Consider the following 23,305-nt stretch of genomic DNA (forward strand, 5'->3'; position numbering starts at 1 on the left):
GTTGTAACAAAACTCACACGCTTAATTATTTTTGAACTTTATCGGGTTGACTCATCGTTAATAGTCAGATAGGAAATGAGCAAAGGAGATTTTATATTAATGGCTCAAAGCTATAAAGAAATAATGGCATATCTTAAGAGCTTCAAGCCTAAGGGTATGGTTCTTGGGCTTGACAGGATAAGAAGGCTGGCATCTGATTTAGGCAATCCTCAGAATGATTATCCGTCAATAATAGTGGGAGGAACAAACGGGAAAGGGTCTACCTCGGCTATGATTGCTTCCATTCTCAAAGAGGCGGGATTCACTGCCGGCCTATACACATCACCTCACCTTATAGATATAAGGGAAAGAATAAGAATAAGCGGCAAAATGGTAAAAAAGGAAGATTTCTGTAAGGCAGTCTCTGATGTTAAAAGAGCCGGAACTGATGAGATCACTTTTTTTGAACTCCTAACGGTTGTCGCATTTCTCATTTTTAAAAGAGCAAAAGCAGATGCCTCTGTTCTGGAAGTAGGACTTGGTGGAAGGCTTGATGCCACCATCATTGCCCCTTCAAAGACATCCGTAATCACCAACATAGGATTTGATCATGTTGAAATCCTGGGCAACACTCTTGAAAAAATAGCCTTTGAGAAAGCAGGAATAATATCAGATAACAGCGCTGTTTTTACCTGTGAAAGAAAGCCTTCTGCATTCAATGTAATAAAAGATAAATGTAAAAATACAGGTTCCAGACTTTTTGGTTATGGAAAGGACTTTTCAGCCTCAAACATATCTCCCGTGAGAGGAGGTATCAATTTTGACTTCGAATCTGAAAATTTCCATATAAAAAATATTCATGTCCCCCTTGAAGGAGAGTTCCAGATATACAACGCATCCATAGCCATAGCAGCAACCCTTGAATTTGCAAAAGACAAAAAAACCATCTCTGAAGATATTTTAAGAAAGGGACTGGCAAATGTCAGATGGCGGGGAAGGATGGAACATATCAACATTGGCAGAGAAGTCCTTTTTGACTGTGCACACAACAGTCATGCGGCCAGGTATCTCGCAGACTATCTCAACAAAGAGTGCCATAAAAGGGAAATAGTGCTGGTTTATGGTACTGTTGAAGAGAAAGATTACAGGGAAACACTTTCGATGCTTGCCACTAAAGGGAGAAAAATAATACTGACACGTCCCGTAAATCCCCGTGCAAAGAATCCGGAATCTATAAAAAATGAACTTTTCAGAGATGAAAAAGACATTGAAGTAGAAGATGACCCGCTTGCTGCATTAAAGCTTGCCTGCCAAAAATGCCCTACGGATGGCATTATCTGTGTTACAGGGTCGATATTTCTGGTTGCTCCGTTAATTGAATACGCAGATAAAGTGCTTGAACATGCAGATAAGCAACAAAAGAAAAAAATTGATATTATTTGATCTTCCATATAAAACTTTCCTTCCTATGAAAAATTGTTCAGCCTTTATAATTGTAATGATTGCTCTATGCTTTCTGCTTTCCATGCCAGAATTATGTCATTCGGCAGACAAGGGAATGGATAGCGGAGAACGTTTTGAAGAAAGATTTAAAAGCATAGAAATCGAAAAAGGGGAAAACGTCAATTTCTACGGAGAAACGCTTGATTATCTCCGCGACGACAACCTGCTCATAGGCCGCGGGGCTGTTGACATAGAATATGAAGGAATGAACCTGCAGGCAGATTATGTTGAGTACAATCTTGAAACCGCAGACGTTAAGGCAAGAGGGAATGTTGTAGTTGAAGATGGCTCAAGCGTGCTTTTCTGTGAAGAGATAAACTTCAATATCAAAACAAAAATAGGGGTGATCTACAATGGTGAAGTTTTTCTCGAACCAACCTATTACCTCACAGGCGTTGAGATAAGAAGGCTTGGCCTTGAACGCTACAAGGTGATCAAAGGTTACTATACGGCTTGCCAGGCAGAGGTCCCTGCATGGTCAATAAAAACCAGCGAAGCAGATGCCAAAGTTAACGGACTCTTAAAAGCAAAAGACTCCTCCTTCCAGATAAAACATATACCCGTGCTTTATTCCCCTCTGCTTTATTTTCCTCTGAAAAAAGACCGTTCTTCTGGATTTCTTCTTCCCAAGGTCGGTTACAGCCAGAGAAAAGGAGCGAGATGGAAACAGCCATTTTTCTGGGCCTTTAATGATTATTCTGATGCCACTTTCACAGCCGACCTGCAAGGAAAAAATGGCTTGGCCGGAGAATTGAATTTTAATTACCTGATAGATAAAGACAGCTCAGGTGCAGCCAATGCTTATTATATATCCCAAAAGAATTCATCTAACAATAACAACGGAGGAAATAGCGGAGGAAGAGAAGACAGATGGAATATCTTTCTTTTCCACAAGCAGGAGCTTGGCAATGGCATGCGGATTGTAGGGAAGATAGATGCAAAGAGCGACCAAAACTTTAATCAGGATTTTGGCGAAAGTGAGGAAGACAGGTCCCGAGGTTCTGATACAAAGCTTGACACTTATGTAACTTTGAGCAAGTCGTGGGACAGGTATTTCTATGAATTTGGTGCGGCAAGGCACGATGAAAGAATAAAATCATTCCCCGGATTATGGGATAATAAGAAAAATGATATCAGCTTTCATGATGTAATCACAAAAAAAACATACCAGTATCTCCCCAATGTTCAATTCATAGCTCTTGAACAGCCGGTTTTTGGCAGCGACGGTTTGATAAAAGGTCTTGATAAGCTAAACGATTATTTGCCCTTAAAATTCAGGCTCGACTCATCATTCGCTTCAATGAGAAGCAAGATTAAGAGCAAAGACTATACCTCTGATACAAGGGGCGTTGAAAATTTCGACCAGATGAGACTTGATTTTCATCCGCAGGTAATATTGCCTGTAAACATAAAGGATATTCTCACAGTTACCACCAAGCTTGGCATAAGGGAAACATTCTATACAAATAGGGACACAGGGAACAGCAAAGACAAAGCTTTTTCTAATGATGGCACATTGAAGAAAGTCAACCTTTCAGACAACTCCGATGCTACGAGGGAACTTTTTGACATAAACATAAGGGCAGACGGCCCGGCAGCCTATGCTGTCATGAAAACCGGAACAGGGGACCTGCAGAAAATAAAGCATGTCATACAACCCTCAATTGAATATTCGTATATCCCCAATGTAAGACAGAGAAATAAAATACTTCAGGGGGATGACCTCGACTTTATCAGGGGGAGAGAGTATCTCAAGTGGATCCTTTCCAACACCTTTTACGGAAATTTTGCCGGCACCTCGGGAGGAGAAGACACGAACCGAGAAATAGCAAGACTTTCGCTAAGCCAGTTTTATGACTTTGAAAAGGACAATGGGAAATACAGAAGATTGATTGAAAGCAAACAACGTTTCAGAAGACAGGTAAACAATACGCGTGCACTCTCAGATATGAATATTGATTTAGATCTCTTCCCCTATCAGGGGACGCAATTCTCATTTTCAGGATATGTAGACCCTGTTAACAGTGACCTTGACAGGGCAATTGCATCCATGCGCGTTTCAAGAGACATGCTTGGAGCCAAAACAACCTTCTCCCTCTCCACAAGATGGACATCACCTCTTGTTAACCAGGCATTGGACTGGGATGAACCGGATTTCAATCCTCTGTTTGATTTCGAAAAGCCCTATGAAAATGTTTTCACCACATTCAAACTTGATGTGGCATTCCCTGCAGGATGGGAGTTTGGATATTTAGCGAGGTTCTACAATACCCAGAAGGGAACGAACAATTTCTTAGATACAGACCTTTTTGATCTGAAACAGAGAGAATATAACCTTAGGGTAAAATATATTGCCCAGTGCTGGAGTGTAGAAGGGACCTATGGGGTGAGGGAATATTTCAGAGAAGGACATACCCTTCTTTCAAAAGATAACAGCATGAGAGATGACCAGTTCTTCTGGCTTCTTGTAGAGCTTAAAACCCTCGGAGAAATTTCTTCACTCGGAATGTAGCAAAGCGCTCTACTTTCCTGCTTTACAAAAAAAAAATTGTCCTATAGAGAATCCATAATTTATTTACAAAAAAAAATTAGCCTTTCATACTAATGAAAGAGATAATGTAATTTATAAATAAGCGGAGGTGCAGTTTATGAAAAAAAGATTCAACATAATCCGGATAAAAAAATGGACATATTTGGCATTAGTTTTGATCGCGATTATATCTGTCTCCTTTGAATATACCGCAAGAGCTGAAGGCGAGGAAAAACCTGCTGGAAATTCCAAAGTTGAAATGACCATTAAGCAGGCAATAGAGATGGCAATTTCCAAAAACCTTGATATAAAAGTGGAAAAATTAAATCCTCTCTGGAAGCAGGAAGATGTAATAAACGAAAAGGCTCAGTTTGATCCGTCATATTATCTGAATTCAAGCTTTGACAAAAGCATAAAACCTACCGGGTCATCTCTTGCCGGTGCTCCGACAGTCGTTAATAAGAATTACAAATGGGATACGGGATTTAGAACTGATGCTGTTACAGGTGCAAACATGAGCCTTGATTTTACAAACACCCGCGCAAAAACCAATTCAACATTTTCAACACTGAATCCCAGCTACACATCGGAGTTAAAACTTAATGTTACCCAGCCAATCCTGAAAAACTTCGGCATAGGAGTAAACAAAACAAAAATAAGACTGGCTATAAATAACGAGAAGGTCTCAATTCAAAATCTTAAACAGAATGTCATTGATACTGTAACCAATGTTAAAAAATATTATTGGGATCTTGTTTTTTCCATAGACGACAAAAAGGTAAAGGATCTCTCCCTTAAAAGGGCCATTGATTTTCTTGAAAGGACCAGAAAACAGGTTGAAGTAGGGACCCTGGCCCCGATAGATATAGTCCAGTCTGAAGCCGAAGTAGCATCAAGACAGGAGGGAGTTATAGTAGCGGAAAACAATATAAAAAATGCTGATGACAAATTAAAACAGATAATAAACATCGTTGACGATCAGGGGTGGGATGTAGAGATAACACCGACTGACAAGCCGGATTACAATCCTGTGCCAATAGATGCAACATCAACAATCAGTGTTGCAATGGCAAAACGGCCTGACATAAACCAGGCAAAGCTTAGTTTTGACAACAGCGCCATATCGTTACAGTATGCAAAAAACCAGCTTCTTCCAAAACTCGATTTCGTAAGTTCTTTTGGCATCAATGGTTTGAGTGGACGGAAAAGGCCGTCTGCTTTCGGAAGCTCTTCCTCAAGCGCTCCATTCGAACGCCATGATAATCCTCTCGGAGAAAGCTACGAAGAAACCCTGAAGAGAATCGGCACAGGGAATTACTATTCATGGTCTGTTGGAATACAGCTCGAAATTCCGCTCGGAAACAGAGCTGCAAAAAGCAGTTTATCAAAGAGCACCATAGAAAACGAGCAGGCACAGCTTACCCTCAACAGCACAAAACAGAAAGCAATGGTTGATGTAAGGACAGCCATAAGAAATGTTGAGACAAATATAAAAAGAATAGATACCACAAAAAAGGCACGCCAGCTGGCAAAAGAAAAGCTCGATGCTGAAGAGAAGAAATATGAAGTCGGAATGTCAACAACTCATGACGTCCTCCAGTTTCAGGAAGACCTTGCAACTGCAGAAGCAAATGAACTCAATGCTATAATCGATTACAACAAATCTCTTGTTGATCTTGAAAAATCAACTGGTACAACACTAGAAAGCGAAAGTATAGAATTGCCTGAAGAAAAGATGCTGTAATTGTGAAAAAACTAATAACCGCTTTCTGCACCCAGGTCATCAAAGCTGTACAGGGCACCAGTGCTGCAACAGCCGGCGCAATATCTGCACTCTGGACATTCCCTTCCATACTTGCAGGTTCATTTGTAATTGCCTGGGCTGCTGAGGCAGGGCAGTTTCTTGTTTCTCAGGGAATGGCTCTGGCAATTCTTGCATGGCTCCAGACACTCCCTGAATTTGCAGTCGAAGCCGTCATTGCCTGGGAAGCTGGCAAAGACCCTGAAAAGATACACCTTGTCACGGCAAACTTTACCGGCTCGCTAAGATTACTCACCGGCCTCGGATGGCCAATGATTTACTTTGTCGCAGCCTTGTTCAACAGGAGAAAAAATGGCGGTATAAAACTAAAGAAGATTCGCCTCGAAGATGAACATTCAGTGGAGGTTGTAAGCCTCATCATTCCCATCCTCTATTTCTTTTACATCTATTATAAGGCAACCCTTACCATAGTTGACTCAATAATCCTCACTTGCCTGTATATTGCCTACATCTGGCTTTTAAACAAGATACCTCCTAAAGACGCGGAGTCGGAAGAGGAAATGGGATATATCCCGAGGAAGATCCTCGCTTTACCTGAAAAACAAAAGAAACTGTCTGTTGCAGGGCTTTTTATTTTAGGGGGTGTTATAATTTACCTTGTTGCCGAACCGTTTTTTCACAGCATGCTTGCGCTTTCAGTAACTTTGGGAATATCGAATTTCATTTTTATTCAGTGGGTAGCTCCTTTTCTGTCAGAGTTTCCGGAAAAGTTAAGCGCCTTTTACTGGGCCAAGAGGATCGTTCATGCCCCAATGGCCCTTATGAACATGGTATCTTCAAATATAAACCAGTGGACAGTTCTTGTTGCCATGATTCCCATTGTTTTTGGAATGAGCAGCGGATGGGAAGAGTCAATCCGTTTTGATCAGCATCAGCAGGCCGAGATTCTGCTTACAATCTCCCAGTCTCTTATGGGTTTTTGCTTTCTAGTAAATATGGTTTTCCACTGGTACGAAGCAGTGACAATATTTATATTGTGGTTAGCTCAATTTTTAATTCCAAATCTTCGGGAAGAGATAACAATAATAAATTTTGTAGCTTCTGTAGCTGCTTTGTTAATCGCCGGCAAAAGGGGGAATATGTTTAGTGCATTCTCTATTTTCCGTAAAGTTGCCAGAAAACATTTTAGAAAAAAGAGCACTGCTCATTAATTGAACAATTCACAGGTACTTTGATAAGAAAAAGAGCACTTCATGCATATTCAAAACAACTACTATCTTATTAATTTCAATGAGTTAGCGCAAACAGACAGATGGCATGAATATTGCGATAGCTGACAGGACACAGAACTAATTATTTATTTACCGGAGGATATTGTGATGAAGCCAAAAGAGGTTGTTGAGTTTGCTAAAAAAAATAATGTAAAAATGGTGGATCTGAGATTTATGGATTTCCCTGGCATGTGGCAGCATTTTTCAGTGCCGCTTGTCGAGCTCACAGAAGCTAGCTTTGAAGAAGGTTTCGGTTTTGATGGATCAAGCATCAGGGGATGGCAGCCCATTAATGCAAGCGATATGCTTGTAATTCCTGACCCTGAAACAGCAATCATGGATCCCATGCTTAAATACCCTACTCTGGCCATGATATGCAGCATAGTCGACCCCATCACAAAAGAAAAATATTCAAGGGATCCGCGCAACATCGCACAAAAAGCGGAAAGCTATGTGAAGGCCACAAAACTTGCAGACACTGCTTATTTTGGACCTGAGGCTGAGTTTTTTATTTTTGATGATGTCAGATTCGACCAGAACGAGCATCAGGGATTCTATTTTCTTGATTCATCTGAAGGAAGATGGAACTCCGGAAGAGATGAAAAACCAAACCTTGGCTATAAGCCGCGATACAAGGAAGGATATTTCCCTGTGCCGCCAACAGACAGCCAGCAGGATTTAAGGGCTGAAATGGTTCTCTACATGCAGCAGGTAGGAATTGAAATAGAATGTCAGCACCATGAAGTTGCAACAGCAGGGCAGGCTGAAATAGACATGAAGTATAATACTCTTGTAAAGTCTGCAGACAATCTTATGTGGTACAAGTATATCTGCAAGAATGTTGCAAGGGCAAACAACAAGACCGTAACTTTCATGCCAAAGCCTGTCTTCAGGGATAATGGCTCTGGTATGCACACCCATATGTCGCTCTGGAAAAATGGACAGCCGTTGTTCGCTGGAAATGAATATGGCGGAATAAGCGAAATGGCAATGTACTATATCGGCGGAGTCTTAAAACATGCTTCGTCTCTTTGTGCATTCGTTGCACCTACAACCAACTCATATAAACGCCTTGTCCCCGGATATGAAGCACCGGTTAACCTTGCATACTCAAGCAGGAACAGGAGCGCGAGCATAAGAATACCAATGTACTCGGTAAGCCCGAAATCAAAGAGAATCGAAGTGAGATTCCCTGATCCATCATGCAACGGCTACCTTGCTTTCTCGGCACTTCTTATGGCAGGTCTTGACGGCATTGAAAACAAGATCCACCCCGGCGACCCGCTTGACAAGGATATCTATGAGCTCGGACCAGAAGAACTTGCAGGTGTGCCTTCAGTTCCGGGCTCCCTTGAAGATGCACTTACCGCTCTTGAAGAAGACCATGACTATCTTCTAAAAGGTGATGTCTTCACGCAGGATGCAATAGATATGTGGATCGAGTACAAACGCAAGAACGAAGTAGATCCCATGAGACTGAGACCGCATCCATACGAGTTTGCACTTTACTTTGACATATAACTGAAAAAGTTCAAAGCCGCCGGAATGCAGAATATTTCCGGCGGTTTTTTTATTTGTTTTAATTGTTTGTCACTTGAATGCGACATGGGCTTGCCAGTCCCGCTCTGGCACTGAACAGCAGGTGCCTGCCGCGGGAGCAGTCAAGCCCATTGTTGATGGCAGTTTGTATGGAATTTTTAGGTAACAGTCAATTAATTATGAATTTGCTGGCAGGGCTTTATCTATGGCCTCGAGAAGGCTTGCCATTTTTACAGGTTTGCTGAAATACTGAAAAGCTCCGGCCCTGAGAGATTCCTCTTTAAACTTTTTATCTCCGAATGCAGTTGTAATTATAACAGGGATCTTGGGATAAGTTTCTTTGATCTTCAATATAACATCAACACCCCCAAGGCCGGGCATATTCTTATCTGTAATAACAAGGTTAACATTCTCTTTTTCGAGGAGTTTTATAGCATCGCTTCCGCTAAAAGATTTGCATACAACATACCCCTTCAGCCCCAGCACATCTTCCAGCATGGAACAGAATTCCCGGTCATCATCAACTATCAGTATCTTTATTTCTGCCATAGGAAGCCTGTAAATTGCATGTATCTCTACCATTTAATACTTTGAAAAGCAGGATTCATGCCAAAGGAAATAAAAAATGCAGAAATGGGATAGAATGCTGAATTTTAATGAATTTATTTATATCTAATTAGGGAGAGAATCTTAAATAAAGATGCCAAGTAGTCGTGGGCGATGACAATTTGTCTTTTTTTATTTACTCTTCTTCATCATCTTCTTCTGAAAACAATCTCTTCTCTTTCCTGTAAAGAGTTCTTGAGCTGATGCCAAGTATCTCCGCTGCCTTTTGTTTATTGCCGCCTACATCATTCAATATAGCGTTTATGTAATCCCTTTCAAAATCTTCAAGCGTTAGCTTCTTTTTAATCGCATCTGAAATATCCCGGGACGTAGTCTGATCATGCAAAGGCAGGTCAGGTATTTCAATTATATCTTTCTTGCAGAGCATTACAGTCCGTTCTATGAAATTCTCAAGTTCTCTCACATTCCCTTTCCATTCAAGGTTTGACAGCACCTCAACAGCTTCCTGTGTAATGGTTTTCTTTACTCCCTGCTCTTTAGAAATCTTATCAAGGAAATGTTCTATGAGCACCGGAATATCCTCTTTTCTCTCGCTTAAAGGAGGGATAGTAATTGGAATAACATTGAGTCTGTAAAAAAGATCTTCCCTGAAATTCTTATTTTCAATTTCTTCATGGAGATTTTTGTTGGTTGCTGCAATTATCCTGACATCTATAGTGATTGTTTCGACACTTCCTACGGGGCGTATCACCCTGTCCTGAAGCACGCGCAGAAGTTTTCCCTGAAGACCAAGACCCATATCTCCGATTTCGTCGAGGAAAAGAGTGCCTCCATTGGCTTTGACGAAGAGCCCCTGCTTTGCACCTACAGCACCTGTAAAAGCTCCCTTTACATGTCCGAAAAGCTCACTCTCAAGCAGTCCCTCAGGTATGGCAGTGCAGTTTATCGGGACAAATGGCTTGTTCCTTCGTTTGCCGTTATAGTGTATAGCCTTTGCAACAAGTTCTTTTCCTGTTCCGCTCTGGCCGTAAATAACAACATTGCTTGCATTCTCAGAAACAAGCTGTATGAGGTCAAAGACATTCTGTATCGCACTGCTTTTGCCAATGATGTTATGAAAATTATATTTTCTCTCTATTTCATTTCTGAGATAGGCATTCTCAAGCTGGAGTTTCTGTTTTTCGAGAGCTTTCCTGACAACCAGAAGGATTTCCTTAATCTTGAAAGGCTTTGTAATATAGTGATAGGCCCCTTTTTTTACGGCTTCAACTGCGGTTTCAATGGAGCCAAAGGCCGTAATCATTATGACTTCCACCTCAGGTTTTTCGCTCTTGATCTTCTTAAGGAGCTGCATTCCATTCATCTCCGGCATCTTCATGTCTGTAATTGCCAGAGCAAAATCCTCGTTTTCTATCAGTTCAATGGCTTCTTTCCCGTTTTTGGCTATAGCCACATCGAATCCTTCGGTCACAAGAAAATCCTTAAGGACTTCCGCCATCTCTATGTCATCATCAACAACAAGTACTCTGTCTTTTCTTTCATTGTTCATATGGCAACACTTTCTTTTTTCTCTTTCCTGCAGGGGAATGTAATATAAAAACTTGTTCCCGTATTTACTTTGCTTATAACATCAATTGTACCGCCATGGTCTTTAATAATTCCATATGTCACTGCAAGCCCCAGTCCTGTTCCCTTTCCAATCTCTTTTGTAGTAAAAAAAGGATCAAATATGCGTGAAATATTTTTTTCTTCTATCCCTGCTCCCGTATCAGAAACAACGATCTCTATGGTGCCTGATTTTCCGGATTCATTGTTCCACTTTGTTTTAATTTCAAGCTCGCCGCCTTCCGGCATTGCATGCAGAGCGTTTAAAAATAGATTTATAAAAACCTGTTGTATCTGGTTTTCATCGCCTTCCATAAGCGGGATATCTTCAGAAAAGATTTTGTTTACCATTACGCCTGACTTGTCAAGTTTAGTTTCAAGGAGCAAAAGCGTATCCTTGATCACCCGGTTTATATCCAGCTCCCTGCTTTCCCTTTTTTCCGAGCGGGTAAATTTAAGAAGCTGCTGGATGAGAAGCGTTATCCTGTCAATCTGCCTGATTATTGATTTAAGTCCGGAAGTTATCTTGGGTTCATCCTTTACAAGAGAGAGAAGATACTCTGCTCTTCCAGATATTATGTTTAACGGAGTACCTATCTCATGAGCAAGCCCTGCAGTAAGCTCCCCGACGGCAGAAAGTTTTTCAGACTGAATGAGCTGTTTTTCAAGGTTCTTCTTCTCCGTAATGTCCCTGACTATCGAAGAACAGCCTATTATATTTCCATCGCTGTCGCGAAGGACTGTTCTTGTCACTGCGACTTGTATTCTCTGCCCTGATTTTGTTATGCGCTCTGTCTCGTAGTTTTTTATAACTCCCTTTTTTTCAGTTTCCTTTACAAGCCATTCGAGTTCCCGCTTCTCGAGAAGGTCTGGTGGAATAAGGAATTCAAAATGTCTCCCCAGCACTTCATCCTTCCCGTATCCGAACATCTCTTCAGCGCCCCTGTTCCATGTGGTTATATAATTATTGTTATCCAGGCTTATTATGGCATCAACGGAGCTCTCGGTAATGTTGGTTATAAAACGTTCCCGGCTCAGCACCTTTTCTTCAAGCCTGTCCGCCATGATATTAAAAGCAAGGGCTGTGTCCCCTATCTCATCTCCGGGTTTAAATTTTACTCTTCTCGAAAAATCACCTTTCCCGATCTCGCGCGCAGCAACTGCAAGCTCCTGTATAGGTTTTGTTATCCCCTTTGTAATGTAATAGGCAACTCCAATAAGGATAAAGAACAGGAACACACCGAACGCGATTGCCTGGTTTCTTAGTATGATAAGTGGTTTAAAAGCTTCATCCTCATCAACCTCGCATGCCAAAACCCATCCAAGCCTTGATATCAGACGATACGCTGCGGCAACACGCTTTTCTTTGCTGGTTTCAAAATTTCCGGTCACACTCTTCTTCTGAAAAGCCTCATAGACTCCCTCAGATTTGACCGTATCCTCATTGCCTCCATCATATTCCTTAAGAACTGAAAACTCGGAATTTATAAAATAAAGACGGCTGCTCTGCCCCAGCCTTTCTCCTTCCTTTAAGAGCTCAAAGAGCTTTGAGATGTTCACCTTTTTTACAAGCACTCCGAGGAACTCTCCTTTTTCACTCTGGACCGGGGCGCATATACTTATTGTAGGAACAGATTTGCTATAAGAAATAGATGTGGAAAGTGATATGGAACCTTTCTTGAAATAATCTGATTTTGATCTGTCCATTCCCATTACAGCCGGATTAAGAGAGGCTAAAATCTTACCATCCTTTCCCAACACAATAATGTCATAGCTGTTCTCATCTTCCATTTCTTTTTTTGCAAGATGGTCTATAAGTCCTGTTGTTGCCTTTTCTTTCTGTTTTTGTGATGAAAGGGGATTTTCAATCGTCTTAACACAATCAATCATATATTCGTTGCCTGCAAGGATGGAGCTTAAGTTGAGTTCCCGCTCCTGTACGAAATAAGTTATGCTATTCTCTATATAACGGGAAACCGTTTCTATCTGGAGGAGTATGCGCTCCCTCATGGCATTTCGGCTGTTCGTATAGCCCTGATATATGGAAAGAGTAAGCGGCAGGAGCGAAAAAAGAAGGAACGCGGCAAAAAGCTTTCTTCCAATTCCGCTAAGTATCAGAAACCTTTCTGTTCTTCTGCTCATGTTTTTTTTATACAATAACTATGTCAAAATGTCATTTAGAGAGATGGTTAACCAACTTTTTAGTGACCATATTAATAGTTCTTTTTTCTTATTTTTTATACTTTACTCTTATCTTACTTGTCATCACCGCGAAAGCGGGGAGCCAGAAATCAACAGAGCAGTTCATTTTTTATGGTAACCGGATTCTTGACAAATAAATATGTTATATTTACAATGTAAATACAATGCATGTCACTATTGAATGGGATGAGAATAAAAACTCCATTAACAAAAGGAAACATGGAATTTCATTTGAGGAAGCCCAAACGGTCTTTGTTGATGAAAAAGCTTTATTGATACATGATCCGGATCATTCGGATAAAGAAGATCGGTTTATTCTTATGGGAGTAAGCGCAAAGCTAAGAATTTTAGTGGTTTGCCACTGTTATAGAACAACTAACGAAACAATAAGAATTATTTCTGCTCGTAAGGCAAACCGAACAGAGCAGAAGAAGTATTGGAAGGAGTGGAAAACATGAGAAAAGAATACGATTTTTCAAAGGCACAAAAAAACCCGTATGCTGCCAAACTAAAGCGTCAAGTTACTATCCGTATGGATGAGAATACAGTCAAATATTTCAAGGAACTGGCTCAAGATATTGGCATACCTTATCAGACGCTTATCAATCTGTATCTTCGAGATTGTGCTGCTGCGCATAAAAAACTATCCTTGCAGTGGAAGCACGCTTGATGATGGAACTACTATAACGGCTTAACCTTTATTCTTCTTTTTAAGAAACCCTATGAGCCCTAAGAATCCAACTGTAATCAGAAGAAACGTCGAAGGTTCCGGAACGGGATTTGTACTTCCGGAATCGTCCGGAGGTGGTGGTGGTGGCAGAATTTGTGAATCACCAAAATATGCATCTGAACCAAATTCAAAAATTGCTCCATTTTCTTTTAAATATGAGAGCAAGGAAGTTGTATCGCAGTTGTTAGTCAAGTCTATGCCAGAGATTGTAAGATAAGAAGTTATCGAATTGTATATTGCTCCAATCCCTTCTACAGGAAGAACTCCATTTGTCAATCCTCCCTCAGGTCCGCCAAGATTTACAGATTTGTCGAGATTTGTCCCCGGAGGAATACTGAGAAAAGGTGTAGTATGTGAAGTCATGGAAGAAATAAAATTCAAATGACTCTCAAAACCGGTATTTCCCAAGTTCCCATATCCCCATTCTGTAGACACATCAGCTCCGCTTCCAAGCTGAACCTGAACTTCGCTGAAGTTAACTGAATAACTCTCTTTACCTATGACGACTGATCCTCCTGATATCGCAGTTCCTGCCGGCAGTGAAAAAGCAAATGAGGTAAGAAGCTGGTCTGAATTACTGAACCCTGATGGTACTCCAAGCGATGTATTCATCAATTCAATAACAATCTGGTCATTTCCAACAGATACTTTTGCAGAAGCACCAAGGCCGGATGAATCTTTAAATGTGAATGTTACCGGAGAGGGCTTAGGGCAACATTGAGATGAGTCATCGTCTCCTTCATCATCATTTGAATCTCCATCATGGAGGTTGCCGGAATCACCTTCATGATTATCAGAATCATTATCTGAATTGCCGTTGCCACCCGAATGACTGTCGTCGCTGTCGCCTGAGTTATCATGGTCACTATTGCCGGAACTGCCATCATGACTATTTGAATCGCCCGAATGACTGTCATCATCGTTGTCCGAATTATCCTTGTACGTCTGTCCAGTTTCATCTGAAGAGTTACTTTTAGCATAGGCACAAAAACCCCAACCTAATATCAGAAGAACTGATAAACATGATATTACTTTTGTAATCTTTTTAGACATGGTCAAAGCTCTCTCTATAAGTTTTTTCCTTATTGATTTCGTCTCATTAGCTTGAACAACATAGCAATTTTAATACCAAGTGATTTGCCATTGAAAAAAATCTTTTTTTTCAATGAGATACACTTAAAAATAATTTAATTGATAAACTTGCATTTTGCGGTAGTGTCCAAAATATCGACTATAATCTTCTGTATTTTTTGCAACACATCAATTAAATCAAAATGTTACAATGTCCAAAAAACAGACATTATTCTTGTAATTCGTTAAATGTTAAACGGACAACTGTTTAACTGTTATTTAATGAAAAGATCTAAATGTTCATTTTTATAAATATTTTGAATTGATTTTGTAAGCTATTGTGCTATGTCTGGTATTGTTGTAATTTCTCATTCTAATTGTTGAGTGCTTATGCGGATGAAAAGATATTTTAAGACCTACAGAGGAGAACTAAAGACATGGCAAAGGAAAATGACTCTGAAAAAAAGGGCTCGTGGTTGACCTACCGTCCTGACATTAAGGTTATGGATTGCACAATCCGTGACGGCGGACTTATGACTAATTCGCGTTTTGATGATGAGTTTGTCCGCGCTGTCTATCAGACATGCGTTGATGCCGGCATCGATTACATGGAATTAGGCTACAAAGGAGACAAAAAGATTTATTCACCGCAGGAATATGGCTCCTGGAAGTTTTGCTCTGAAGAAGATATCCGCCGCATAGTCGAGGATAACCCGACATCACTTAAACTTGCAGCAATGGCAGATGTTGACCGTACAGATTATCATAATGATATCCTGCCGAAATCTCAGAGCATCCTCGACATGATCCGGGTCGCCGCATATATCCACCAGATACCGGCAGCCATGGATATGATAAAAGATGCGCATGATAAAGGATTTGAAACCACGATAAATCTTATGGCTACTTCAGTTGTAGCAGAATCAGAGCTTGACGAGGCATTGGGTCTCCTTTGTAAAACCGAGGTGGAGGTAATCTACCTTGTTGACAGCTACGGCTCACTTTATTCAGAGGAGATTCAGGCATTAACAAAAAAATATCTGAAATATGCAGAAGCGGCCGGAAAGAAAATTGGAATTCACACACACAACAACCAGCAGCTTGCCTATGCCAATACTATTGAATCCCTTATCTTAGGGGCAAGTTATCTTGATTCCACTATGGGCGGATTAGGACGCGGTGCAGGGAATTGCCCCACAGAACTGCTGCTGGGTTTCCTCAAAAATCCCAAGTTCCATCTGCGTCCTGTAGTGCAATGCCTTCAGGACTATATAGTACCGCTGAAACAGAAAGTGGAGTGGGGCTACGATATTCCATATATGCTTACCGGTCAGATGAATATGCACCCTCGCTCAGCCATGGCTTTTCTGGATAAACAGCGGAAAGACTACGTCGCATTCTATGATTCGCTGTCAGATGAAGAGTAAAAGTTAGAAGAAGAGTTTTTATTGAAAAGTTTAAAAAGTTTCTCCTTGAGAAGATTTTTTCCCTTCTCAATTATAGTCTTATTGACAGCTTTGCTTGAAAACCCGACGTTTGGCGAATCGGTAGTGCCTTTAAGCTTAAGCGGGACCGCTACCCATCCGGAATCATCCTGAAGAAGAGAAACAAAATCATTGTTTTTCAGAATCTTTGATGAAAGGGCAGGGGAAACTTTTAGCTCAATGCGACAGTCCAGCGATTTGTCGAAACCTACATCGCCGTCTGATTTGACTTTAATTGAATCCCCGGTAAGCTTAAGCTCATCATATTTTACTTCACCATCATCTATCTTAAATTTCACATCTCCGTCTTTAAATTGGATTTTCTTCAGTTCATCGAGTTTGAGAAAATCCGCTACCTTGTCAATCGCCTTTATGTTGCTTACCGTAATATTGCCAAATATAATTTTCCCCTCTCCCTGAAGCTTATCTTTTATCTTTTCCCACTTTGCCCCTGATCCGGAAACAGCTGCATTTCCTGTAATGGTTCCTTCAATACTTCCCTTGAAATCAGGAGAAAGAATCTTGATTATGTCCGCAACGCCTCCCTTTTCTATATCTGCCTTGCCTGTATAGGAAGGTTCATCATTCGAAAGGTCAACATCGGCACTCCCAGAAACAGTTCCATCGTTAAGCCTAAACTGCAACGCATCAACTAAAAGCCTGCCGCCTGTGTATTTCATATTAGATTTGAGGTCATTGAATTTAACATTATTATACTGGACCGAGCTTGCTTTCAAATTCGCCTCTATATTTAAAGGCTCTTTTCCTCCGGCAGAATCTTTCTTCCCTGCAGATTTTCCTTTATTCCCATTATGTTGCTTTCCCTTGTCTTTCCTCTTAACATCATTCTTAGCCATGCCTTTAATAATATTATCAATGTTCAGAAAAGGGGATTTAATATCTAAAATAATGTTTTGCATTCCTTTGTCTTGAGAAACAGAAGTTCCTTTAATCTCAAAATCCGAGCCCGCAAGCTTTAATGGGTTCGCAATAAATGTTATCCCTTTGCTGTTTATTAAAGCAGATCCCTCAATATCCAAAGGCAATCCGGGATAATCTGAAATAAGACCCTTAACTGCGCGAAGCTTAACATCACCATTATAAGATACTTTTGATTCTTCCTCGGATGAACCATTTACATTGAACACACCGTCAATGGTTCCTGATTTTATTTCAACGCCATCAAGCTTTTTTCTGGAATCTGCTGAAAGAAATGAAATCAATAAAGGGAGAGATGTATTCTTTACTGAAATATCCATCAGATAACGCGGCGTATTTTTAATATCCTTTAATGTTGCGGTGACGGAAGGAGTGAACGTACCTGAAGAGCCGGAAATCTTAGGAGCTGATGAAATTTTTATCTCTTTTTCATAATCGTCTGCCAGAGCTGTAAATGGAAAATCTGCGCTAATATCCTTAACCGAAATAAAATCAGTTAGAGAAGTGCCCACGTAATCGCTGAATGATGCAGGCTTTATCCCTTTAAGTTCTCCATCAAGGTGAAATCCCCTTGCTTTAAAATCAACATTCCCCTTTAGAGCTATGGGAATACCTTTCCCTCCGCCCTTTACATCTTCCAGCATACCCTGCATTAAAACATCAACTGGTTCAGAAAATGACTTTCCTCTAAGTGTTAGATTGATGTCTGCAAGTTCAGACTTCAGGCTACCGTCAGGTTTTGTTTTTTTATCAATAAATCTTACGAACCCGCCTTTAAAGATTATCTTGTTTATACTGAAATTGATGTTTTTGTTTTTTTCTCCTTCAGGCCCTTTTCCCTTACCTTTTGTTGATTTATCAGACTCTCCCTTCTTATCAATGCGCTCAATGATATCAGAGAAATTATAAGTTCCGTCGCTATTCCTGATTATATTTATCTTTGGTTGAGAAAAATATATGCTTTGAAGTACAAGCTCCCTTTTTAAGAGCTTCCACAGATTATATCTTATATCCACAGTGCCAAAGGTTATGAACTTCTCTCCCCCCGCGCTATTTTTCTCTCCAGCCTTCTCTGCAACAGAAACACCCTTTACAGTTATTCCCGAAAATATACTTATTTTTATATCCTCAACATTGATCTTTCTCCCAATGTATTCCTCGGCAACAGGGAGAAGATATTGCTTGATGGCATCAGAGCTAATAAGGCTTCTTAGCAGATAGGCAAAAACACCCATAGTGATTATGACTATTATAAGAACTGCGCCAATAATTTTGATGAGTTTATTAACTTTCATTTCCCTATGCAGAAACTCTCGAATATCCTGTCGAGAACCTCATCCGTAAAGGTTTTCCCGGTTATTTCTTCCAAAGCTCTTAAAGACGCCTTCAAATCATCTGCCGCAAATTCTTCAGAACCTCCGCCTTCAATAAGGTTTATGGCAGAACCGACCGCCTCAGAAACCCGCTGAAGGCAGTCCCTGTGCCTCATGTTTACGGTTATCTCCATATCGATTCCGGAAAGCTCATCTTCAATGGCTCTCGCAATCTCTTCTGTTAGCTTATCTATCCCTGTCCCATCTTTAGCTGAAACCCCGACAGTCCCAAGACTTTTAAACTCTTTGACAGCTCCATCAAAGTTTACCTTTTTCTCAAGATCAGTCTTGTTAAGCACAGTTATCATTCTTACTTCTTCAGACTCTTTCACAATCTCACTGTATATTTCGCGGTCTTCAATTGAAATACCTTCTGATGCATCAATTACAAAAAGCACAAGGTCTGCATTTTTCAGGATATCAAAGCTTCGCCTTATGCTTTCCTCCTCTGCCTTGTCTTTCCCTTCCATTATTCCGGCAGTATCAGCAAGCTTTACCGGGTAACCGTTAAGCTCAATCCCTTCAACAATAAAATCCCTTGTAGTGCCGGGAATCTCAGTCACTATGGCCCGCTCATAATCAAGTATCCTGTTAAAGAGACTTGATTTGCCGACATTAGCTCTTCCTGCTATGACGCATAAATACCCCTCTCTTAATATCCTTCCTGCGAGGGCTCCTTTTATGAGTCCTGCTATCTCTTTATTTATAACATCCAGTGCGCTTATTTTTTCCTTAAGACGGGGAAGCTCAATCTCTTCTTCCGGAAAATCAATTGAGGCCTCAAGTTCGCTTAGAATGTCTACAATTTTTAGCCTTATCCCTTCTATCTTTTCGTGCAATCCTCCTGAAAGCTGCCGCAGAGCGCACTCTCCGCTCTTCCTTGTCCCTGCGTTAATCAGTGATTGAACGGCTTCAGCCTCTGTTAGGTCCATTTTGCCGTTTAAAAAGGCGCGCTTTGTGAACTCACCGGGCTCAGCAATCCTTGCGCCGGATTTAATAACAGAAGAAAGAATCTCCCGTAAAACAAAGGGGGAGCCGTGGCATTGTATCTCAACCATCTCCTCTCCCGTGTAGCTTGAATGTTCATTCATATGGACTGCAAAAGCCTCGTCTATTACAGCGCCTGTGAGGCTGTTGCGGACAACTGAGAGATGCAATGTGCGTGTTGTAAGCTCTGAAAGTGGTTTGCCCTTTTTGGGGGCTATGAATTTTTCTGCAAGGCTAACACTCCCCGGACCGCTGAGCCTTATTATCCCGATGCCGCCTTTGCCCGGTGGTGTTGAAATTGCCGCGATTATATCATCCATTATCATCTAACATTTTAATGGAAGAGCTATTCGATATCTGATTCGAAGCCTGATATGAGAAACGTATCTGCACCCGTAAGATTAATGAGTTTTAAACTGCATTATCCCCGTTAAACAGTCTTTCCGTTCTCTGCCTTGTCTTCCCCGGCAGGTTTGATCAATATTTTTTTTATTTTCCCGTTCCCCCTGCTGTGGGCTGAAACTCCGGGATCACTTTTCAAATATCTGTAAACAAGCATCCTTCCGTGGGAATCCATCTGCGGCAGGAACATTGGTTTACCTGTTTTTTTAACCTTCTCGCAAGTATCTTTCACCATCTGTTTAAGGGAATTCTCCCTTTTCTTCTTGTAGGAATCTATATCAATCTCAACCCTGATAGCTCTTTCTTCATCCTTTGCCAGAGAAACACTGATAATATGTTCAAGCGCCATAAGGGTCTGCCCTCTTTTTCCTATAAGGAGGGAGGATTTTTCTGATGAAACTTTAAGCAGCACCCTTTGTCCGGTTTTTTCTACCGTAACTTCTGCAGAAAAACCCATTCTTTTTATTATTTCTTCAAAAAGTTGTTTTACTTTTTTCTCTACCGGCTGCTTTAATACCTCTATCTCAACCTTTGCCGGTTTTGCCCCTATTCCTAAAAAACCTTTTCTCCCCGCATCAATAACAGTTACTTTAACATCATCACGGGAAACATTATGCTTCTTAAGTGCGCTTTCTATTGCTTCCGGAGCAGTCTTTCCTTCTTCAACATATTTCATTTCTGGGTACCATCCTCCAACTTTTTCGTTTTACGCCTTTTTCTGCTGGACCTGCTTGCCCCTTCATCTTCTTTTGGCGTATCTTTTCTGTCGGTCATGAAGTACTGCTGTCCAATGGTAAGAAGGTTATTAACTGTCCAGTAAATAACAAGCCCTACCGGGAATGACATGAACATGAAGGTAAATATGACAGGCATTATCATCATAATCTGCTGCTGTCTCGGGTCTCCCGCTGACGGAGTCATCTTCTGCTGAACAAGCATGGTAACTCCCATTATTATTGGCGTAATATAGTATGGGTCTTTGTCAGAAAGATCCTTTATCCAGAGGAAGAATGTTGCGCCTCTTAGCTCTATGGCATTTAAAAGAACATTGTAAAAAGCAATGAACACAGGTATCTGCAGGAGCATGGGAAGACAGCCTCCAAGAGGATTTACGCCATGCTGTTTATAAAGGAGCATCATCTCCTGATTCATTTTCTGTGCATCTGATTTATATCTTTCCCTTATGGCCTTCATCTGGGGCTGTATGGTCTTCATCTTCTGCATCGAATTGAAGCTCTTCTGCGTGAGAGGTAGAAAAAGTATCTTTATGAAGATGGTTATAATAATTATGGAAAGTCCGTAGTTGCCAAGATATGTGTATATCCAGTTCAAAGCCACAAGAAGCGGTTTTCCCAGAACCCCGAACCACCCGAAATCAACAGCCTTTTCAAAACCCATTTTTTCAAGTGTCTTATATTCTTTTGGCCCAAGATAGAATGAGTACTTAATTGAGCGGGTCTCAAGGGGTTTCAATTTTATTGAGCCGCTGTCAATGCTTATGACAAAATCATCTATACCAGTTGGATATATGCCTACTGTCGCATTCCTGTCCGGAAGCTTGATACAGCCAAGGAAATACTTTGTCTCAAAGCCGCCCCACTCAACATCTGATGTATATATCTTCGGAGATTTAAGCTTGGCTGCTTCTTCAAGAACTACACCATCTTTTTTGGCAATGATTGGTCCTGAATGGCCGCTTGTCCTTCCAGCTGCAAGTCCATCTTTATAAAATCCCGGGCCTGTTAAAATCTGGGGATATATTTCCGCCCCTGCTTCAGAGCGGTTCCTGTATGTAAGAATCATGTCAACAGAGTAGCCTGCACCACTCACTATAAATTTCTTCTCTATATCCACTCCGCCAGCAGTCCCTTTAAAAAGAACTTCTCCGGTCCCGCCTTCTGCAATAACAGTATCAGGCCTTCCGATAAACTCGTATTTTTCAGGTACATTGATTGTACCAGTTTCTGCGTCAGCTTTTGCTCCAGAAAATATTAATGCTCCAAATTTAGATCCGCTTATCAGGGCAAGATCATTTCCGTCATCCCCTTTGAACTTTTTAAGCTTTGCTGAGGTTATATAGCCCTCGCTCTTAGAGAATTCGATATCAACTAGCTCTGTTCTTACTCTGCATTTGTCTTTACCTTCAGACTTATTAAGGTAGCTTATAGAATCTGCTATACTTCCCGAGGAAGGAGGAAGCGATGGCGTTACCCTTTCCGGTGATTGTTCTCCGGCTTTATTTCCAGCAGTACCCGGCAAAGGTGCTGTCTTGCCGCCTTCAACTACCTGTCCGGAAGCATCAGGTGCCGGAGGCTGGGGCATATAATAATACTGATACCCCAAAACCATCAGTGCGCTTAGAACTATGAAAAAAACCAATCTTAACTGCGTATTCATTTGTCTTCCTTAGAATATCCCGGAATACTCTTCCCTATGGCCCTATGGGAAAATTCATTCCACAGGATCATAGCCTTTTCCCCCGAAGGGATTGCATCTCAATAGCCTTTTTACTGCAAGAAAAGTCCCTTTAAAAATCCCGTACTTCATATAAGCCTCTTCTGCATAGCAGGAACAACTTGGCTCAAATCTGCAGGCTGGCAAAAAAAAGGGGGACAGTAATAGCTTGTATATTTTTATAAAAAAGACCGGCACTTTCCGTAATGCAAAAATCACTTGCTATCCTTTTATCCTTTCAGCAGATCTTTCTTTTTAAGGACATCCATAAACTCAGCTTCAAGAGATTGAAATCTGCTTTCTCCAATTTCATCCTTGCCTATTATAAGAAAATCTCTGCCGTCTTTGATTTTTTCCCTGTTTAACCTGAATATTTCCCTCATCAACCTTTTTGCCCTGTTTCTCGCAGGGGAGGAACCGATCTTCCGGCTGACTGAAATACATATACGGGTTACCTCAAGACCATTGTCCGCAAATTTCAGTTTGAAATGGGGAGCATCGACAGACTTGCCTGTTGCGATTATCCTTCTGATTTCTTTGGTTTTACTGAGCCTGAATTCACGTCCAAACCCGAATCGATTGGTCATAGCTCATGGAATAGTAAAGAGCTTCTCTGACGTCAGGCTGAGAGTACTGCCCGCCCTTTAGCTCTCCTTCTTTTTAAAACCCTTCTGCCGGCAGATGTACTCATTCTTGCGCGGAAGCCATGCACCCTCTTCCGTTTAAGATTGCTCGGTTTGCTATGTGTTATTGACATAAGCTTTCAATCCTCCTTCCTACAGCCAATGCTATGCTAGTTGCGCTGTCATATATATATGAAACGTAGTTACATAGCAAACATTCATTTTTTATGCAACTTTAAACTTAAAACAAATAAACGATTGAAAACTTTACAATCCTTCTATAT

The 23,305-nt window shown here is 40.9% G+C and carries 19 protein-coding genes; 8 read left to right on the forward strand and 11 right to left on the reverse strand.

What is annotated here, in order from left to right; all coding sequences use genetic code 11:
* The first annotated feature begins 99 nt into the window (after positions 1-99).
* From HZA77_03625 to glnA, 5 genes are all read left to right on the forward strand, one after another.
* The gene (locus HZA77_03625; GenBank protein MBI5374499.1) at positions 100-1,422 is read left to right on the forward strand and encodes a bifunctional folylpolyglutamate synthase/dihydrofolate synthase; all 1,323 of its coding nucleotides are present in this window, start codon (positions 100-102) and stop codon (positions 1,420-1,422) included.
* A 115-nt stretch (positions 1,423-1,537) separates the two neighbouring features.
* Positions 1,538-3,994 (forward strand): LPS-assembly protein LptD, encoded by a 2,457-nt coding sequence (locus HZA77_03630; protein ID MBI5374500.1) that lies wholly within the window; start codon positions 1,538-1,540, stop codon positions 3,992-3,994.
* A 136-nt stretch (positions 3,995-4,130) separates the two neighbouring features.
* Positions 4,131-5,756, forward strand: a complete 1,626-nt coding sequence (locus tag HZA77_03635) for a TolC family protein (protein ID MBI5374501.1) — start codon at positions 4,131-4,133, stop codon at positions 5,754-5,756.
* Between the two features lie 2 nt (positions 5,757-5,758).
* Positions 5,759-6,985, forward strand: coding sequence for a hypothetical protein (locus tag HZA77_03640; GenBank protein MBI5374502.1), 1,227 nt, complete (start codon positions 5,759-5,761; stop codon positions 6,983-6,985).
* Positions 6,986-7,153: 168 nt separating this feature from the next.
* On the forward strand, positions 7,154-8,566 hold the full coding sequence (glnA, locus tag HZA77_03645) for a type I glutamate--ammonia ligase (GenBank protein MBI5374503.1): 1,413 nt from the start codon (positions 7,154-7,156) through the stop codon (positions 8,564-8,566).
* Positions 8,567-8,761: 195 nt separating this feature from the next.
* On the opposite strand, the gene HZA77_03650 is transcribed toward glnA, so the two are convergent.
* The 3 genes from HZA77_03650 to HZA77_03660 all read right to left on the reverse strand — a co-directional run bounded on the left by HZA77_03650 (position 8,762) and on the right by HZA77_03660 (position 12,898).
* Positions 8,762-9,166, reverse strand: coding sequence for a response regulator (locus HZA77_03650; GenBank protein MBI5374504.1), 405 nt, complete (start codon positions 9,164-9,166; stop codon positions 8,762-8,764).
* Between the two features lie 160 nt (positions 9,167-9,326).
* The gene (locus tag HZA77_03655; GenBank protein MBI5374505.1) at positions 9,327-10,700 is read right to left on the reverse strand and encodes a sigma-54-dependent Fis family transcriptional regulator; all 1,374 of its coding nucleotides are present in this window, start codon (positions 10,698-10,700) and stop codon (positions 9,327-9,329) included.
* Positions 10,697-12,898: a PAS domain S-box protein gene (locus tag HZA77_03660; protein ID MBI5374506.1), complete on the reverse strand. Its 2,202-nt coding sequence runs from the start codon at positions 12,896-12,898 to the stop codon at positions 10,697-10,699. Before HZA77_03660 ends, HZA77_03655 begins: the two co-directional genes overlap by 4 nt.
* Before the next feature lie 224 nt (positions 12,899-13,122).
* Here HZA77_03660 and HZA77_03665 point away from each other — a divergent pair, with 224 nt between their 5' ends.
* On the forward strand, positions 13,123-13,416 hold the full coding sequence (locus tag HZA77_03665) for a BrnT family toxin (GenBank protein ID MBI5374507.1): 294 nt from the start codon (positions 13,123-13,125) through the stop codon (positions 13,414-13,416).
* Positions 13,413-13,628, forward strand: a complete 216-nt coding sequence (locus tag HZA77_03670) for a BrnA antitoxin family protein (protein ID MBI5374508.1) — start codon at positions 13,413-13,415, stop codon at positions 13,626-13,628. The genes HZA77_03665 and HZA77_03670 overlap by 4 nt, the downstream gene beginning before the upstream one ends.
* A gap of 21 nt (positions 13,629-13,649) precedes the next feature.
* On the opposite strand, the gene HZA77_03675 is transcribed toward HZA77_03670, so the two are convergent.
* Complete coding sequence (locus HZA77_03675) at positions 13,650-14,741, reverse strand: PEP-CTERM sorting domain-containing protein (GenBank protein ID MBI5374509.1); 1,092 nt, start codon at positions 14,739-14,741, stop codon at positions 13,650-13,652.
* A gap of 455 nt (positions 14,742-15,196) precedes the next feature.
* Between HZA77_03675 and HZA77_03680 the strand changes: the two genes are divergently transcribed.
* Positions 15,197-16,186, forward strand: a complete 990-nt coding sequence (locus HZA77_03680) for an aldolase catalytic domain-containing protein (GenBank protein MBI5374510.1) — start codon at positions 15,197-15,199, stop codon at positions 16,184-16,186.
* On the opposite strand, the gene HZA77_03685 is transcribed toward HZA77_03680, so the two are convergent.
* The 7 genes from HZA77_03685 to rpmH all read right to left on the reverse strand — a co-directional run bounded on the left by HZA77_03685 (position 16,159) and on the right by rpmH (position 23,155).
* Positions 16,159-18,477, reverse strand: a complete 2,319-nt coding sequence (locus HZA77_03685) for an AsmA-like C-terminal domain-containing protein (protein ID MBI5374511.1) — start codon at positions 18,475-18,477, stop codon at positions 16,159-16,161. The two genes, HZA77_03680 and HZA77_03685, sit on opposite strands and share 28 nt — an antisense overlap.
* On the reverse strand, positions 18,474-19,862 hold the full coding sequence (gene mnmE / locus HZA77_03690) for a tRNA uridine-5-carboxymethylaminomethyl(34) synthesis GTPase MnmE (GenBank protein MBI5374512.1): 1,389 nt from the start codon (positions 19,860-19,862) through the stop codon (positions 18,474-18,476). The genes HZA77_03685 and mnmE overlap by 4 nt, the downstream gene beginning before the upstream one ends.
* Before the next feature lie 110 nt (positions 19,863-19,972).
* Positions 19,973-20,620 (reverse strand): protein jag, encoded by a 648-nt coding sequence (locus tag HZA77_03695; GenBank protein ID MBI5374513.1) that lies wholly within the window; start codon positions 20,618-20,620, stop codon positions 19,973-19,975.
* On the reverse strand, positions 20,617-22,341 hold the full coding sequence (gene yidC, locus HZA77_03700) for a membrane protein insertase YidC (GenBank protein ID MBI5374514.1): 1,725 nt from the start codon (positions 22,339-22,341) through the stop codon (positions 20,617-20,619). Before yidC ends, HZA77_03695 begins: the two co-directional genes overlap by 4 nt.
* Before the next feature lie 54 nt (positions 22,342-22,395).
* Positions 22,396-22,614: a membrane protein insertion efficiency factor YidD gene (gene yidD / locus HZA77_03705; protein ID MBI5374515.1), complete on the reverse strand. Its 219-nt coding sequence runs from the start codon at positions 22,612-22,614 to the stop codon at positions 22,396-22,398.
* Between the two features lie 14 nt (positions 22,615-22,628).
* Positions 22,629-22,985: a ribonuclease P protein component gene (gene rnpA / locus HZA77_03710; GenBank protein ID MBI5374516.1), complete on the reverse strand. Its 357-nt coding sequence runs from the start codon at positions 22,983-22,985 to the stop codon at positions 22,629-22,631.
* A gap of 32 nt (positions 22,986-23,017) precedes the next feature.
* Complete coding sequence (rpmH, locus tag HZA77_03715) at positions 23,018-23,155, reverse strand: 50S ribosomal protein L34 (GenBank protein MBI5374517.1); 138 nt, start codon at positions 23,153-23,155, stop codon at positions 23,018-23,020.
* Positions 23,156-23,305: the final 150 nt, after the last annotated feature.

The organism is Candidatus Schekmanbacteria bacterium (assembly GCA_016219965.1).
Taxonomy (GTDB): Bacteria; Schekmanbacteria; GWA2-38-11; order GWA2-38-11; family J061; genus JACRJM01.

Bases quoted from the DNA above. Each gene is read 5' to 3' on its own strand.
- glnA (MBI5374503.1), top strand. From the start codon at position 7,154: ATGAAGCCAAAAGAGGTTGTTGAGTTTGCTAAAAAAAATAATGTAAAA.
- HZA77_03625 (MBI5374499.1), top strand. From the start codon at position 100: ATGGCTCAAAGCTATAAAGAAATAATGGCATATCTTAAGAGCTTCAAG.
- HZA77_03635 (MBI5374501.1), top strand. From the start codon at position 4,131: ATGAAAAAAAGATTCAACATAATCCGGATAAAAAAATGGACATATTTG.
- HZA77_03650 (MBI5374504.1), bottom strand. From the start codon at position 9,166: ATGGTAGAGATACATGCAATTTACAGGCTTCCTATGGCAGAAATAAAG.
- HZA77_03665 (MBI5374507.1), top strand. From the start codon at position 13,123: ATGCATGTCACTATTGAATGGGATGAGAATAAAAACTCCATTAACAAA.
- mnmE (MBI5374512.1), bottom strand. From the start codon at position 19,862: ATGGATGATATAATCGCGGCAATTTCAACACCACCGGGCAAAGGCGGC.
- HZA77_03630 (MBI5374500.1), top strand. From the start codon at position 1,538: ATGGATAGCGGAGAACGTTTTGAAGAAAGATTTAAAAGCATAGAAATC.
- HZA77_03660 (MBI5374506.1), bottom strand. From the start codon at position 12,898: ATGAGCAGAAGAACAGAAAGGTTTCTGATACTTAGCGGAATTGGAAGA.
- yidC (MBI5374514.1), bottom strand. From the start codon at position 22,341: ATGAATACGCAGTTAAGATTGGTTTTTTTCATAGTTCTAAGCGCACTG.
- HZA77_03685 (MBI5374511.1), bottom strand. From the start codon at position 18,477: ATGAAAGTTAATAAACTCATCAAAATTATTGGCGCAGTTCTTATAATA.
- HZA77_03655 (MBI5374505.1), bottom strand. From the start codon at position 10,700: ATGAACAATGAAAGAAAAGACAGAGTACTTGTTGTTGATGATGACATA.
- HZA77_03675 (MBI5374509.1), bottom strand. From the start codon at position 14,741: ATGTCTAAAAAGATTACAAAAGTAATATCATGTTTATCAGTTCTTCTG.
- HZA77_03695 (MBI5374513.1), bottom strand. From the start codon at position 20,620: ATGAAATATGTTGAAGAAGGAAAGACTGCTCCGGAAGCAATAGAAAGC.
- rnpA (MBI5374516.1), bottom strand. From the start codon at position 22,985: ATGACCAATCGATTCGGGTTTGGACGTGAATTCAGGCTCAGTAAAACC.
- rpmH (MBI5374517.1), bottom strand. From the start codon at position 23,155: ATGTCAATAACACATAGCAAACCGAGCAATCTTAAACGGAAGAGGGTG.
- HZA77_03680 (MBI5374510.1), top strand. From the start codon at position 15,197: ATGGCAAAGGAAAATGACTCTGAAAAAAAGGGCTCGTGGTTGACCTAC.
- HZA77_03670 (MBI5374508.1), top strand. From the start codon at position 13,413: ATGAGAAAAGAATACGATTTTTCAAAGGCACAAAAAAACCCGTATGCT.